The 14441-nt window shown below is 63.0% G+C and carries 15 protein-coding genes and 1 pseudogene; 6 read left to right on the top strand and 10 right to left on the bottom strand.

The genetic code is table 11. From position 1 onward, the window contains the following. Positions 1-74: 74 nt before the first annotated feature. The 3 genes from murD to EH165_RS15020 are packed head-to-tail and all read right to left on the bottom strand — an operon-like array spanning position 75 to position 5180. Positions 75-1403 carry a UDP-N-acetylmuramoyl-L-alanine--D-glutamate ligase gene (gene murD / locus EH165_RS15010; protein WP_164479270.1) on the bottom strand — a complete coding sequence of 443 codons (1329 nt, stop codon included), beginning with the start codon at positions 1401-1403 and terminating at the stop codon, positions 75-77. Then, positions 1378-4632, bottom strand: coding sequence for a MurL-like N-terminal domain-containing (locus tag EH165_RS15015; RefSeq protein WP_124800159.1), 3255 nt, complete (start codon positions 4630-4632; stop codon positions 1378-1380). The genes murD and EH165_RS15015 overlap by 26 nt, the downstream gene beginning before the upstream one ends. Before the next feature lie 59 nt (positions 4633-4691). Next, positions 4692-5180, bottom strand: coding sequence for a GNAT family N-acetyltransferase (locus EH165_RS15020; RefSeq protein WP_206426006.1), 489 nt, complete (start codon positions 5178-5180; stop codon positions 4692-4694). A gap of 186 nt (positions 5181-5366) precedes the next feature. Between EH165_RS15020 and EH165_RS15025 the strand changes: the two genes are divergently transcribed. Next, complete coding sequence (locus tag EH165_RS15025) at positions 5367-6188, top strand: universal stress protein (RefSeq protein ID WP_124800160.1); 822 nt, start codon at positions 5367-5369, stop codon at positions 6186-6188. A 14-nt stretch (positions 6189-6202) separates the two neighbouring features. On the opposite strand, the gene EH165_RS15030 is transcribed toward EH165_RS15025, so the two are convergent. Together EH165_RS15030 and EH165_RS15035 are read right to left on the bottom strand one after the other, a co-directional pair. After that, positions 6203-6868 (bottom strand): DUF1345 domain-containing protein, encoded by a 666-nt coding sequence (locus EH165_RS15030; protein ID WP_124800161.1) that lies wholly within the window; start codon positions 6866-6868, stop codon positions 6203-6205. After that, complete coding sequence (locus EH165_RS15035; RefSeq protein WP_124800567.1) at positions 6868-7269, bottom strand: DUF5318 family protein; 402 nt, start codon at positions 7267-7269, stop codon at positions 6868-6870. Before EH165_RS15035 ends, EH165_RS15030 begins: the two co-directional genes overlap by 1 nt. A 163-nt stretch (positions 7270-7432) precedes the next feature. On the opposite strand from EH165_RS15035, the pseudogene EH165_RS16960 reads away from it, so the two are divergent. Next, positions 7433-8517, top strand: a pseudogene (locus EH165_RS16960) (inositol-3-phosphate synthase). Positions 8518-8624: 107 nt separating this feature from the next. On the opposite strand, the gene EH165_RS15045 reads toward EH165_RS16960, so the two are convergent. Continuing rightward, positions 8625-9335 carry a hypothetical protein gene (locus tag EH165_RS15045; protein WP_124800162.1) on the bottom strand — a complete coding sequence of 237 codons (711 nt, stop codon included), beginning with the start codon at positions 9333-9335 and terminating at the stop codon, positions 8625-8627. 121 nt (positions 9336-9456) lie between these two features. Next, positions 9457-10191 carry a hypothetical protein gene (locus EH165_RS15925; RefSeq protein ID WP_206426007.1) on the bottom strand — a complete coding sequence of 245 codons (735 nt, stop codon included), beginning with the start codon at positions 10189-10191 and terminating at the stop codon, positions 9457-9459. A gap of 340 nt (positions 10192-10531) precedes the next feature. Between EH165_RS15925 and EH165_RS15565 the strand changes: the two genes are divergently transcribed. The 3 genes from EH165_RS15565 to crcB (EH165_RS15060) all read left to right on the top strand — a co-directional run bounded on the left by EH165_RS15565 (position 10532) and on the right by crcB (EH165_RS15060) (position 11702). Next, on the top strand, positions 10532-10669 hold the full coding sequence (locus EH165_RS15565) for a hypothetical protein (RefSeq protein ID WP_164479271.1): 138 nt from the start codon (positions 10532-10534) through the stop codon (positions 10667-10669). A 257-nt stretch (positions 10670-10926) separates the two neighbouring features. Continuing rightward, entirely contained in the window at positions 10927-11352 is a 426-nt protein-coding gene (crcB, locus tag EH165_RS15055; RefSeq protein WP_124800163.1) for a fluoride efflux transporter CrcB, read from the top strand. Further along, entirely contained in the window at positions 11349-11702 is a 354-nt protein-coding gene (crcB, locus tag EH165_RS15060) for a fluoride efflux transporter CrcB (protein WP_124800164.1), read from the top strand. The genes crcB (EH165_RS15055) and crcB (EH165_RS15060) overlap by 4 nt, the downstream gene beginning before the upstream one ends. 44 nt (positions 11703-11746) lie before the next feature. Here crcB (EH165_RS15060) and EH165_RS15065 read toward each other — a convergent pair whose 3' ends face one another. The 3 genes from EH165_RS15065 to EH165_RS15075 all read right to left on the bottom strand — a co-directional run bounded on the left by EH165_RS15065 (position 11747) and on the right by EH165_RS15075 (position 14004). Next, positions 11747-12196 carry a hypothetical protein gene (locus tag EH165_RS15065; RefSeq protein ID WP_124800165.1) on the bottom strand — a complete coding sequence of 150 codons (450 nt, stop codon included), beginning with the start codon at positions 12194-12196 and terminating at the stop codon, positions 11747-11749. A gap of 45 nt (positions 12197-12241) precedes the next feature. Continuing rightward, the gene (locus EH165_RS15070; protein ID WP_124800166.1) at positions 12242-12964 is read right to left on the bottom strand and encodes a hypothetical protein; all 723 of its coding nucleotides are present in this window, start codon (positions 12962-12964) and stop codon (positions 12242-12244) included. A 602-nt stretch (positions 12965-13566) separates the two neighbouring features. Beyond that, on the bottom strand, positions 13567-14004 hold the full coding sequence (locus EH165_RS15075) for an Hsp20/alpha crystallin family protein (protein WP_124800167.1): 438 nt from the start codon (positions 14002-14004) through the stop codon (positions 13567-13569). Positions 14005-14141: 137 nt separating this feature from the next. Here EH165_RS15075 and EH165_RS15080 point away from each other — a divergent pair, with 137 nt between their 5' ends. Further along, complete coding sequence (locus EH165_RS15080) at positions 14142-14426, top strand: MerR family transcriptional regulator (RefSeq protein WP_124800168.1); 285 nt, start codon at positions 14142-14144, stop codon at positions 14424-14426. Positions 14427-14441 lie beyond the last annotated feature (15 nt).

Consider the following 14441-nt stretch of genomic DNA (forward strand, 5'->3'; position numbering starts at 1 on the left):
GTCGTTTATTACAACCACGGGGCTCAGCGAAGGTTCGAAACACTAGCGGCTAGCCACCAACGCCCTGCACGAGATCAGCCCGTGATCTCGTGCATCGCAGCGACGAAAACTTCACCGCGCTCCTTGTAGTCCCGGAAGATACCGAAGCTGGGCGCCGCTGGCGAAAGCAGCACCACCCCGCCAGGGCCCACCCACTCGTAGCCCGCCCGGACCGCAGCTCGCAGCCCCGCCGTGTCCACGATTTCTACCTGATCCCCAGCGCCGACCGCCTCGACTTGCGCGCGAATGGCGGTCCCGTTGTCCGGCACCGTGAGCATCAGCAGCTTCTCGGTGCGAGCGCGCAAACCCGTTGCCAGCGAACCGTATTCGATACCCCGACTCTGCCCGCCGACGATCAACGCTACCCGCTGGGCGGGGAAGGAATCCACCGCTGCCAGCGTCGGCAGCACATTGGTCGACAAGTTGTCGTCGATGAAGGTCACGCCGTTGATGACGCCCACCACCTTCAGCCTGCTGTCCAGCCCCGCGAAACCCTGGGCGGCTGCTGCCAACAATTCATCATCCGAAGCCTCCGGCACCCCCAACGCGACCAGGCAGGCACGGGCGATAAGTGCGTTCCGGCGGTTGTGCGCACCGAGCAGCCCGAGGCCATCCATCCAGTGGGCATCTGGATCGTCATCGGCGTGGATCCACTGCACTCGGGGACCAAGTAGTTGCTGCCGGGCGGCGATCAGGTCGCTGTCACCATTGGCCACCGTCAGCTGCGCGCCGGGCTGGGCTGCCGCGGAAAGCTTGTCTCGGTAGTACAGCTCGGGATCTCCCGCATGCCACGGCAGGTGGTCCGGGTGCAGAGACGTCACGGCAACCACCGCCGGGGAACAACTCAAGTCAGTGGCCTGATAGCTGGACGCTTCGATGACCCAGAAGTCCACGTCGCCGGAAGGCAGGGCTGGGTCCCATGGCGGGACTCCGATGTTGCCGCCGATCAGGCAGCGATAGCCGAGGCGCTCCAGCAGGTGGCCGGTGATCGCGGTCGTGGTCGACTTACCTTTCGTGCCAGTGATCACCACAACCTTGCTGCGGTCGGCGTCCTGCAGCCACAATCCTAGGCCGCCCACCACCTGTACCCCCGCGGCTTCCAACTCTCGGACGCCGGCGCTGTACCGGGAGATTCCCGGCGACTTGATGACGGTGTCGCAACCGAGCAAGGCGCCGCTAGAAAATGCTAAAACTGCACGTCCGTCCAGCTCCGGGTCTTCCGTTTGCGGGGCGGTGTCGGCGACGAGCACCGGCTCTACGCCCAGGGCTAGACATGCCCGCACGTTGGCCTTTCCCTCAGTGCCGAGTCCGTAAATCCCGACGCGGCGGCCGGGGAGGTCAGCGAAGGAGATCTGCGGGCGCATAACGCTCCGGGATGAAGTGGCGGCCGACGGGGCTGAGCAGACTGTCCGGAGCCATCTCATCCGCACCCTCGCCCATTTCGGCAACCAACGCCTGAAGGATCGGTGAGCCCGCGCGGTCGGGCCGGGAGACGGCAATGCGAGTGGCGACCTGGCATTCATGGATGTCGCCGACGCACTCCCACGGCTTGGTGTCCGGCGAGAGGCCCAGCAACGTGCGGAATTTCGGCAGCAAAATCGGATTATCCAAGGGCTCCTGGCGATCCAGGTGTCCCGCGTCAAAGACCCGTCGCAGCACGGTTGCGTCCACAAATGGCGACAGGATCAGGTCGATAAAGCAACACTTGTCACATACCCCGCACCAGTGGTCGAGCCGGTGCGCCTTGTCGATGTGGAACGAACGGTTGCAGCTGCGGAAGGTGGGGAAGTACTGCTCGAGGCTGGCGAAGTTACGCGCAATCCACAACTCGGTATACGGGCGGAGCAGCGAGAAGTAGTCGGGCTCACCTCCGATGGCGTCCGCGATCAGAGAGCGGAAGCCGGCCTCGAAAGATTCGCTCTTGGAGTATTGGTGGTTAATCGACTTGCCGTCGACCTCCACGGTTCCGACGGAGGCCGACCATTCGTTGCTCATCACGACGGCATCGTGCCCGCCAAGCGTTGCTGCCATGACACCGATTGCCGAGATAATTCCCGTCACGGGCACGTGGCCGTTGAAGAAACCCAGCTCACGCGATCGCAGAATTTGCTCGTCCAACAGCCGTTCGGCGCGCACCACCGGCAAGCCTGTGACCAGTGCGGGCTTTTCGATCGCCTCGAAGGTGTCGCCGGGCCGGTTCACCACGAACAGGGATGCGCCGGGTGCCAGCGGCTTAATAATCTCGACGCTGACGATCGAATCCACGCCGCCGCCGAAGGGCAGCAGCGGTGTGCGATCGCGCGGGGTAAAGCCCACCGGCCTGGTGCGCTCCAGTGCGGGGGCAACAATGCGCACATCGGAGAGGTCAAGCGGCGGGTTGTTGCGGAAGGCAAACTCGCCAAGACCTTCCACGAAGAACTCGTAGAGGAAGGCGCGTTCGTTGTCAGTGATGGCGGTCTTGCCGAGGTCGATGATGGGCGGCGCCGACGCCTTGTAATAGGACACGGCTGTCAGCAAGAACACGAGACGCGCCGCTTCAGCCACAGCGGGGTGGGTCCAGTCGCCACCACCCGGGAACACCACCACCTCGGTGAAATCGCGACCGTCCAAGCGGTAGCGGCAGGTGAGCTGGTTCTGCTCGGGGGCCATCTCGTACCCCACGTACTCGAATTTCTCGCCCCTGCTCATGCTCGGACCCATCGCTTCCGGTGTCGCTGCAGTCATCACTGCCACAGTCTGCCCGTCCCAGCCGGGCTCGGTCGAATTAGGAAAATCTTGTTCCGCGTCCAACGGATCGCGAGCTCCGGCTGCCCGCGCCCGTCGGGCGGCCCATCCGCGAAACATCGACGGGAGCGAAACCATAGTGCGGGTATCAGGCGCGTTCGCCAGAACGCCTCCGGTGGGATCATCGTCGCCAGCTTGCCGAACAAGGTCAGATGCAGGTCGCAGAATCTCACGAACCACCATGACGACCATCATGATTACGAGCACGTCACGGATTAATGCCATCACTTGGAACGGGTATTGCGGAAGCAGTGCGTACCGATTCCCGTCGCTGCCCTTGGTGGCGTAGCTCAGCATCAGCAGGAACCACATCGCTGCTTCGGACAACTGCCACAACAGCGCGATCCGCCACCGCGGCAACGCCAACACCACCAACGGCAACAGCCACAACGAGAACTGCGGGTTCCACAGCTTGCTCGTCAGTAAGAAGGCAGCCACAACCAAGAACATCAGCTGCGCGACACGGGGTCTGCGTGCGGCAGACAGGCCAAGCCACCCAATGCCGATGCACGCCGCCAAGAACAGGAGTGCGGAGACCGCGTTCAACGCGGTTGGAGCTTGGCCGGTAGCCAACTCCGGATTGAAAATGTTAAACCCGGACCAGTCGCTGTAAATGGAATACCAGCTGGTGGAACCGTCTTTGCGATCGATGTTAGCGACAAAAAACTCCCGCCACGCATCCGGGTAGGACAGCGCCACCGGCACGTTGATCACCGCAAAGGTGATCACCGCCGCGGTCGCCGTTACCACCCACGACCGCAATTTCCCGGCCCGAAAGCACAGAATGAAGAGCGCCAGGAGAAGCAGCACCGGATAGAGCTTGGCGGCAATAGCCACCCCCAGCAACACCCCCGCGACGAGCGGCCGACTTCGAGACCACGCGAGCATGGCGGCGGCGAGCAAAGCGACCGGGATGATGTCCCAGTTGCTAAACGCCTGCACTACCAAAAGCGGCGACAAGCACATGATCGCTACGTCCCACGGGCGGCGCCGGGAGATTTTGAGGGTACTGGCTACGGCCCAGAGATACAGCAGCGCCAAGGCGATCGCGCCTAGGGTGAAGTACACGGCGACATCGAGCGATTTCGGAAGGAGCCCGGAACTGTCCGCGAGTGCCTGGTAGCCGTTGGTCGCCTGCGACACCGCCCACATAAAGCTGGCCACCACCACGGGGTATTTGATCGGCTCAAGCGCTGTGCCGTCATCCGCGTAGTGCGGGGCGTAGGGGAAGTCCGACGACGCCAACCCGTTTATTTGGTACGTCGGAACGATGTCGTTGTAGCAGCCGGTAATCCACTGCCGGTTGCCACTCGAATCCAACACCTGGGTGCCGTTCGGACCGCCGGTCTGCTGGATGCACGGGGATTTCGCGAGCCATCCGAAGATCAGGAACAGGATGGCCATCAGCAGCGCAACTCGGAGCGGCGTCAAAATGGGCGAGCGACCGACCAACGCATGGCGTCCGAGTGGTCCACCGATAGCATCGGCGGCTCGGCGAACAGTCGCGTCCGTCCAAGTTGGGATCACTCGCTCGAAGGGCGTCAAACCCGCGCTGTGTGAGGTTGTGGGTGCTGCAGGTGTGCTGCCCGCGCTAGGGGCCGCTCCGGCTTCCGCTACTGCGGCAGGTGCACCCACCGAAACAAGTACGTCTGCATCTTCCTCGCCACCCGATAGCCTTTCACCGAAAGCGGGATCACCACATTGGGAATCACCCACAGTGCGCTCCAGCTTCGGTCGCTCTGCGTCGTTCGGGCCGGGGAACGCTGGTTCGACCGCGGTATCGGAATCGGGTTCCGGGGCGTTGCTCACTGCCCAGATGTTACGGGCTGGGTGTTGCCCATCAGGCTCCTACTGCAAGATCCCCGGCGTCAGCGAAGGGGAAGCTCGTAGCACAGCGAGAACGGAATGGCCTCGATGTAGGGCTCGTAGACCGGGATCGATTGATAGCCGAGCCGCTCGTACAACGCCACTGCGTCGGGTTGTCTGTTACCTGTCTGCAGTATCAGCCGGCGCGCACCGCGCGCACGGGCGATATCGGCGAGGCTATTCATTAGCAATCGCCCGACACCGCGACCACGAACCGAAGCATCGACGATGACGCGCTTCACCTCCCACTCCCCGGCAAGGTCGCGGAGCACCGCGTGCGCAACCGCGTGGGCTTCGCTGTCGACTACCAAGACAGTCGCAAGCACCTTTTCGGTCGGGATATGCAAAGCCGCGTCCACCGCCGCGCGCTTTTCGGGATCGTCGGATCTATGGGACGAGTATCGCTCATCCATTTCCACCGCCATCGCCTGTCGCAGGGCCACGGCGCGCGCGTCATACCACTCAACCTGTTCAACCACCAGTTCATTCACTTCCGTGATTCTGCCACCCTGGGAGACCGCCCCCGTCAGGTGCAAAAGCCGCTCCCATCGCTGACCTTGCCCGCCTCGACAGGCACGCACCGGGACGCCCCTCGTCGGCGTCAGGTGAGCGCCGGTAAGGTCCTTAGGTGCCGGTTATCACACGGCAGCGCGCACGACAAGCGAAAAAGGTGAGCCATGTCAGTGGTTGTCGGCGTCGATGGGTCTTCGCACAGCTGGGCCGCACTGACTTGGGCGCGACAGGAAGCTGCGCTCCGGGGTATGACCGTAGAAGTGATCATCGCGGAGGAGGAACCCGACGTGCCCGAAGATGGCCCCGAGGCGCCGTCGGCCACCGTCGAATCCATTGCTCACCAGGCCCGCGAGCGCGACCCTGAAGCGATAGTGCAAATCGTCGAGGGTAATCCCACTCGAGCATTGATTGCGGCCGGGCGCGACGCGGACCTGGTGGTGGTAGGTAGCGCCGGCCTCTCGCGTCTGCACGCTTTCGTCCACGACTCCGTCGCCCCAGAGCTGATGGGGCACACTCACGCACCGCTCGCGTTGGTCCGCGACCCGGCGAGCCCCGGCACCGGCCGCATCGTCGTCGGCGTGGACGAGCACACGGGGGACCAGGTGTTGGGGTTTGCCTTCACGGAAGCTGCATTGCGCGGTTGCGAATTACGTGTGGTGTCAACCTGGGAAAGCCAGATCTTGACCACTTTCGGCGCCGCTGCAGTGGCCACGGCCGACATCACCGCACAGGTCGAATCCGCTGTGCACGCTATGGTCGCGCCGTTTCAGGAGGAGTACCCGCAGGTTCGAGTTTCGACGTTGGTCGAATTCGGTGCACCCGCAGCGGCTCTGGTGGATGAAGCTGCGGCGGCGGATCTGGTGATTGTGGGCGCGGACGGCTCCGGGGCGTTCGCCCGCTTCGTGGTGGGCTCGGTCGCACAGCAGGTAGTGCATGAAGTGTCGGTGCCGGTCATCGTTATCAGCACGGTGCGCGACGGCGAATAGACACCACACACCGGCTACTTAATGACGCTCGCGACAAGGTTGATCGTCGTGGCCAAAATAATGGCGCCGAACACAAACGACAGCAACGCATGTCGCAGCGCGGTGGCCCGGATTGCTTTGGTGTTGAACGCGGTGTCCGACACTTGGTAGGTCATACCGATGGTGAACGAAAGGTACGCGAAGTCGCTGTACTGCGGAGGATCCTTCTCGTTGAAGTCGATGCCCCCGGGCGTATCGCTGTAATAGATCGCCGCGTATCTGGTGGCGTAGACGGTGTGCACCAAGGCCCACGCGAGGGCGACGCTGATCACCCCGATCGCAATGTCGGATCCGCTGGTCTGTTGCTCTGCCAAGAGGATTCCCACCGCACCGAGGCTTGCCACCGACGCGGCGACCACCACGACGTCGAGCTTGGCGCGGCCTGGATCTTCCCGCAGCGCGTGGTCGGAGGTAGCCTCGGCGTCCAACGGCCACAGCGTCAGCCAGGTCCACAGAATGAACGCGGCGGCGCCCACCATCCATCCCGAGAGCAACCCGTACTGCCACCGGGACAGCAGCCCCACTGTTAGTCCCCCTACCACCCCAAAGCTCGCACAGGCCAACAGCCGTTGCAGCGTCGACGTCGAATAGCCAAATGACGAATGACGCGGCTCACCGTGCGCGCCGGAGGTGGGGGCCACTACTTCACTGACCCGCTGCGCCGTTTCGGGGTGCGCTGGCCCTCATGACCCAGCACGAACGACTGCACGAGGTGATTCCACGAGCACGTGAGGCAGATTTCCACCATGTAGACGCTGAACTCCGAGTACTCCCCCGCCATCCGAGTCAATTCTGCTGGGTCGCGCGCGGTCCCGGCCGCGTGGGCCAACTCGTCGCCGTACACCCAGTACACGTTTGTCACTGTCTCTTTGCGGCACAACGGGCACGGCTGGTCGGTCGCCACACCGTGGAATTTGGCGGCCCGAACGAGATAGGGGTCTGCATCGCACACTTCTTTGACGGCCGTACGTCCGCTTGTCACCGCAGACAGGACGGACCGGCGCCGCAGGGCGTAATCCACAACCCCCCGTTGGGTTGGCAGGTTTTGCACGCTTCTCAGGCTACGCGGGCCAGTTGAGCGCGCCTGAGACACCTCTGGGCCAACTTCACAAAGTGCGCACTTGTAAAGTCAGTGAAAAATGGGCATTCTTTTAACTAACAGCACGCAACATCCAGCTGTACCCCATATACAAAGGAGCCCGTCCATGGGTAACCACCCCATTCGCGTCGCCATTGTCGGCGTCGGAAACTGCGCCGCCTCGCTCGTCCAGGGCGTCGAGTACTACCGCAACGCCACCCCCGGCACCAAGGTCCCCGGCTTGATGCATGTCCAGTTCGGCGATTACCACGTCTCTGATCTGCAGTTCGTTGCCGCATTCGACGTTGACGCCAAGAAGGTCGGCTTCGACCTCTCCGAGGCGATCCTGGCCAGCGAGAACAACACGATCAAGCTTGCCGACGTGCCGCCCACCGGCATTATCGTCCAGCGCGGTAACACCCTCGATGGCCTCGGCAAGTACTACCGCGAGACGATCACCGAATCTGACGCCGAAGCCGTCGACGTTGTCCAGGCCCTCAAGGACGCCAAGGTCGACGTACTCATTTGCTACCTCCCCGTCGGCTCCGAAGCCGCCGCGAAGTTCTACGCCCAGTGCGCCATCGACGCTCATGTCGCGTTCGTGAACGCACTGCCCGTCTTTATCGCTGGCACCCCGAATGGGCCGAGAAGTTCCGCGCCGCAGGGGTTCCCATCGTCGGCGACGACATCAAGAGCCAGGTTGGCGCCACCATCACGCACCGCGTGTTGGCCAAGTTGTTCGAAGATCGCGGCGTGCAGCTGGACCGCACTATGCAGCTCAACGTCGGCGGCAACATGGACTTCAAGAACATGCTCGAGCGCGATCGCCTCGAATCCAAGAAGATCTCCAAGACCCAGTCCGTCACCTCGCAGGTGGATCGCGATTTGGGCGCCGATAACGTACACATCGGCCCGTCCGACTACGTTGCATGGCTCGATGACCGCAAGTGGGCCTACGTCCGCCTCGAAGGCCGCGCATTCGGCGACGTGCCACTGAGCCTGGAATACAAGCTTGAGGTGTGGGACTCCCCCAACTCAGCAGGCGTCATCATTGACGCGGTTCGTGCTGCCAAGATCGCCCTCGATCGCGGCGTCGGTGGCCCAATCCTCTCGGCTTCCTCGTACTTCATGAAGTCGCCGCCGGTGCAGTACCCGGACGACCAGGCACGCGACAACGTCGAGAAGTTCATCAACGGGGAAGTTGACTTCTAAGATCAGCGGGAACGGCGAATTCCGCCGAAACGATAAGCGGGGCCCCGAGATTGTCTCGGGGCCCCGCTTTTCGTTCTGGGGTGTTAGCGGCTTTTCGTTCTGGGGTGTTAGCGAACGATCGTTGAGCACGACGGAATCTTGCCAATCGCCGCTGTCGTCTCCGGCGAAATCTTGAAGCCCGACAAGTCGGACATCGGGTTGTCAGCCATCATGGAGGCGCTCAGTCCAGATAGTCCTTCCATGTCGCCGGTGGCGAGCTGAGTGCCGATCGTGGTGAAAGTGGTCCCCAATTGAGTAAACGTGGGAACAACCTTGCTAGCGAGCTCTTCCCCGCCGGGGATGGTCGGCGGCGGCAGCGCAGACAGCGCGGCTGCGGTTGTCGTCAATGCCGTACCCGCATCGCCGATCGCAGTAGCGACTTTCGCGATACCCGCAGCGTCGCCGGTGATGCCGCCGAGCGAGTCCTGCAGAGTGGAGAGCGGGAGAATTCCGCTGCAGAACGTATCGAACCACTGCGCGGTCGGCGCGTCCAAGGTTCCGTCGCCGGCGCTCGGATCGAGGGTGGCGGAACTGCTGCTGGTGGTCGGCGAAGCTGTCGAGCTAGACGCTGTCGAGCTAGACGCTGTCGAGCTAGACGCTGAAGAACTAGACGCCGAAGTGCTGGTCGGCTCCGCGGAGGTCGCTGTGGCAACAGGCGCGGAGGACGACGAGCTAGCAGCTACGGCCTTGCCCGCCTCTTCAGTGCCACACGCGGTGGTCAGCAAAGTGAGGGCGGCAAGGCTCGCCACCGCGGAAATACGAAGTCGTGAAGTAATCATTACCCCTCCAAATATCGTCGCAGCCGATCAGGTTGCCGGCTCTAGTGATCATCCGTGTACAACGAGTGATCCCCCACGATAGAAGGCTTCGTCAAATCGGACAACTAGGCAGGCTCCCAGGTCAGCCCTGCAGCGCCATGCATTCAGGAATGGCATTGAAGCCGGCCTGAACGTTTGCAGGAAGCCCACTCAGATCCATGGCGGGGTTGTTCCCCTTCACCGCGGTCTCCAGGTCTGCAATACCTGTTCCATCGGCAGCAGCAATTTTCCCACTGATGGTGGTGAAAGCAGCACCCAATTTCTGGATCTTCGGGACCACACTGCTGGCAAACTTGTCACCGCCGTCAAACGTCGGGACGGGCGCAGAGGCCAATGTGGTGGCAGCGTTGCTCATGGCAACCCCAGCCTCACCGATCGGCCCAGCTAGAGCCTTGTTAGCCGCCTGGTCAGCTGGATCGGCTTTGGCCGCAAGCAGTCCCACGGAGGCCAGCGGCGTAATGCCGGTGCAGAAAGTTGCGAACCATGTGGTGGTGGCCTCGTCCAGCGGTGCGCCCGACGGCGCGACGTCGCCGGTCCCGGCTGCTGCTCCTGCAGATGCGCTCTGAGCAGCTGTGGCGGCGGCCATCGCGCTCTCCGATAGAGCATCCGCCGCCGCTCCGGCGCTCGCTGCGGCCGCGTTAACGCTATTGACAGCGGCTTCGGCGCCGTTGGACGCCGCCACAAACGCGCTGGACGCAGCAGCTGCAGCAGCGTTGGCGGACGCGGAAGCGTCGTCTTTGGCGCCGCATCCGGCCAGTAGCAGCGTGATACCAGCTGCAGCGACGATGGCAGAAATGCGCATGCGGGAAATCTTCACAGGGTCCTCCAAGTTAGGTGCCGGGTCAGCGGCTCGCAAGACGGCCGAGGCGGCCGACGTGTCCCATCCGGGACTACACAAATAGTGCCGGTTGAGGCTCTAGCTTCGGGGGCGAATGGAAAAAGCTCTTACGTCGGGAAAATCACGCCTACCAGAGGCAACCTGTGCCGACATGGTCACAAACCCTGACAGGTTCGCGCTATTCGTGGGCTTGCAAAGGCAGCTGTAGGCACAGACGGCGCAACCGTGCACCGCCAAGGAAGTAGTGCTGATCGGCGGCCTCCAGCCACCCTGCGACGCCATTCGGATCCCACTCCGTCAATAAAACTCCCGCCAGAAGATGACGCTCACACGGCCGCTGTTTGCTCTCTCGCTCACGTCGGTCATCGACATCGGACTCTCGCGCCGCTTCCGTAACGCCGGGTCGTGGCGCTTCCGTAACGCCGGGTCGCGTGGCGCAGGAGAAGCCGCGAGGTGAACGTCAAGCCGGTTGGCGCAATCGCCGCGAAATACTCTTCGGTCGTCCGGTCGTGCCGGTTGACCCCCGACCCCCGCCAGGCCTGCGGTGTGGTGAAAGGACAGCCGCACGGTGAGGGAGGAAAGCGAACGGGGAGACCTTCTCGTAGATACAACCCGGCCGAATCGATGATTCCGGCGCTCATTCCGGAGGCGGATATCCCAGTCGGGGTTTTGCCAGGTTCAGAGATTTGCGCGCGGGGCGAGTAGGTTCGCGGGGTGAGCAGTCCGCACTCCCCCGCCGCACTCCCTGCCCCCACCGTCGCGCAAGCCGTCGCAGCGGTAGCAGCCGGCGGCGTAATAGGGGCCTGGCTGCGGTACACGGTCGCCACCGCCGCGCCGATTGCGGCGGGCAGTTTTGACTGGACCACGTTCGCCATCAATGTGCTGGGCTCGTTCGCCTTGGGCGCCCTCATTAGCTATCTCACGCAGCGACGTTTTCGGCATCCACTCTGGCGCCCGTTTCTCGGCACGGGACTGCTCGGCGGTTTCACGACGTTCTCCACCTACGCAGTCGAGGCGCAATCGCTGCTGCGCGTCGGGCATGCCGTAACAGCTGTCCTTTACCTGGCGGGAACGTTGGCGTGCGCTGTAGTCGCGGCGCTGCTCGGGATCGCATTGATGCGCAGGGCACTGCGCGCATGACGGCCTACTTGTGGGTAGCGCTAGGTGCGGCAGTCGGCGCTCCCACGCGGTATTTGACCGACCGCTGGATGCGCAACTTCTTCCCCGGCCGGGTCCCCGTGGGCACGCTTCTCGTCAATATCGTAGGCAGCTTCATCCTTGGCGCAGTTCTTGCTGGGCCTGCTAACCCCACTGTGACGCTGTTGGCTGGCACCGGATTCTGCGGCGCCCTCACCACCTACTCCACCTTCGCACTGGAAAACGCCGAGCTACTAGCTACCCGCCAGCAACGGATGGCCGTCATGTATGCACTGGTCACCGTCGTCGCTGGCCTCGGCGCCGCTTTCGCCGGATACGGTGCATTTGCCTAGCGGCGCAGGCGTGAGTGACGACACCGCTGACGAGCGTGCAGCTTCTACAGCGTGTCGACGTATTCTTTTGCGTCCAACAGAGACCACCCGGTCTCTTCCCGCACTACCTTGATCGCGTGGATCTTCTTCCCCGCGGCAACAAGCGATCGCGCCTCAAGCTCCACTTCCAGCCGAACCGCTGACTCGCTCGGTGACTGAGCTGCGTAACCCTGCAGCAAATCTGGTGGCGGCGACGTTGGGGGCGGCGACGAGCGGGCGAGCCGCTCCACCATATTTTTGGCATCAGCCAGCCCCAACCCGGGCGCGCCGTCGCGCAGTAGTCTGATCGCCGCGATCTTCTGGTTCACGGACAGCTCCCGCACCCGGGCCATCAGGTCGGGATCGAACGTCATGTGCGTAGGATCCAACCGCGTCGCCCCCTGGCTGCGTCCTAGCGCCCCCAATACCAAAAATACGACCACGACGCCGATGACGACCCACACCCAGGTTTCCACTCCGCGAATGTTAGCGGGTAGGCCAGACGGATCGCTCCGGAACAGTCAGACCATGACGCGCAGGCGCGGCCGGATCCAATCCGTGAGGTTGTCCAAATCGATCATGAGCTGCCGGCTGATCAGCAGGTGCCCCGGCCCCAGCACCCACGCATGCCGAATGTTCACCGGAACGATGGTGATGTGTAGCTCAAAACCGTTGGCGGCACGCTTCTTTTCATCCTCGATCTCCCGCACCAGTTCCGTGAGGGCCGACCACGGCACGGACATATTCTGCACATAACGCGGGTCTTCGTGGCGCGCTTTCGTCCACGCGGCAGCGTCTTCGTAGTGCGTGCGCAACAGCCACCGCAGCTCCGGGTAGGCATTGAACGCGCTGTGCCGCGGTGCGGCCACCGCCCTGCGAGCGATGTCGGGATGCATCAAAGCGTGGTTCCACCAACGCTGCCACTGCACGCGCGCGGCGCCGATATCAAACCCAGCGGGGAGCGGAGCGGGATGGCCGGACGGACGACGGACCCAACTCGGCCAGACCCGAACGGACGGCTCCAGTGGTGGCAGCGCCGGTTCCATCGCGGGCAGCGCCACAGCAGGCAGCAACATATCGGGGGGAAACACAGCAGGCTGCATCCCAGCGGGCACAGACAGGCCAGGCAGCGACACAGGACCCGGGGTGCACAGTCCGGCGATATCCCGGATGTAGAGAGCGATCTGCAAAATCTCCGGGTCGTCCAGCAGGATGCGCCAGCTCTTCTTCCCGTCGGTGCGCATGGAGCCCATCCTATTTCAGCTGCGCCGCCCTAGCTGCTGGCGAAGAGCCTGCCCTCCCGGGGCGATCACACCCTCGCCCAAGACCTGACGCCGATGTCCGCGCTTGCCTTGGTGTAACTCGGCTACCCTCTGCAAACCGTGCCAACCGATTGCCACGGAGGACCCCTGTCCAAGTGCTACATCGGGGCCCTCCGTGAATTGACGGCTAGGGGATCGGTTTTTTCAAGTGCGATAGCCACCTCCAGCGCTGCAGAGTGCCAATGTCCAGTGCCTCCATCGTGCCTGCGGGGTCGTAGGCGGGTGATCGTACGGAGGTGATCGCTGCCGCTCTGACTGATCCGAGACCACCGAACTGCTCAGGCGCGGCGGCGGCAGTTGCACCCGGCGTTCCGCCCTCCCCAGCCCCGATCCCCGCCACGGTTCCGGCCAGGGGCTGATAGCAACGTGGTTCGGCGGCTGGCCGTTGGGCTGCTCCCAGTTCGCGGAAATGATGGCCGCGAACTCAGCGTCAACGAGATCCTGATCGCAGACTATTTGGGCAACCAATCCAGGCTCAGCTGTCGAAGTCGTCATCTTCCGCCTCCACCGAATCGGGCTCTTGGTCAGGCGTCCACGAGTTGTCGCTGGCTGGTGTGCTCGCTGGCCTGGCGGATCTGGATCTTCCGAGGCTTCGCCTTTTCCGCGACCGGAATCCGCAGGGTCAGAACCCCAGCGTCATAACCCGCTTTGACGTTGTCGATGTCCAGCGTGTCGCCCAAGATCAACTGCCGACTAAACAAACCTCGCGGTCGCTCCGAAGCGACGAACTCCCGCTCCTGCAGCGGCTTGCGTTCAGCCTTCACAGTCAGAACGTTGCGCTCAACATCCAAGTCAATCGAGGCCGGATCCACTCCGGGCAGGTCCATTTCCACGACGAATTCGTGGCCATCTTTCCACGCATCCATCGGCATTGCCGACGGGCGGGCCAGAGTGCCGAACGTACCGAAGACCTGCTGGGTCAGCCGGTCGAGTTCGCGGTACGGTTCAGTGCGCATCAGCATGATTCTCTCCTTCTGTAGAGGTCAACGGGCTATTTCCCTGTGGCTCCACCACCAACAATCTGTGTCAGCGGTGATAGATTGTTTATATCGCAGACCAGAATAGTTCGCAAGCAGCACATCGAGGTGAGGTAGACCACATGACGCCGTACGAGGCTCTCGATCCCACTCGGGGTCTTTACGGAATCTCCGTCGCAGCAGAACTCACAGGCCTCGGAGTGCAAAACATCCGCCAGTACGAGAAACGCGGACTTCTCACACCCGGCCGCACTGGCGGAGGCACCCGGCTCTATTCGCCCGACGACGTAGTCCGACTGCAGCGAATAGGTCAGCTGCTCGTAGCCGGTCTCAATCTCGCCGGAATAGCTCTCGTCCTGGACCTGGAAGCGGTCAACGCGGACTTACGCACCCAACTGCGCCCATAGGCACTGCCACAAACC

Origin of the sequence: Nakamurella antarctica (genome assembly GCF_003860405.1) — a bacterium.
GTDB classification, from domain to species: Bacteria; Actinomycetota; Actinomycetes; order Mycobacteriales; family Nakamurellaceae; genus Nakamurella; species Nakamurella antarctica.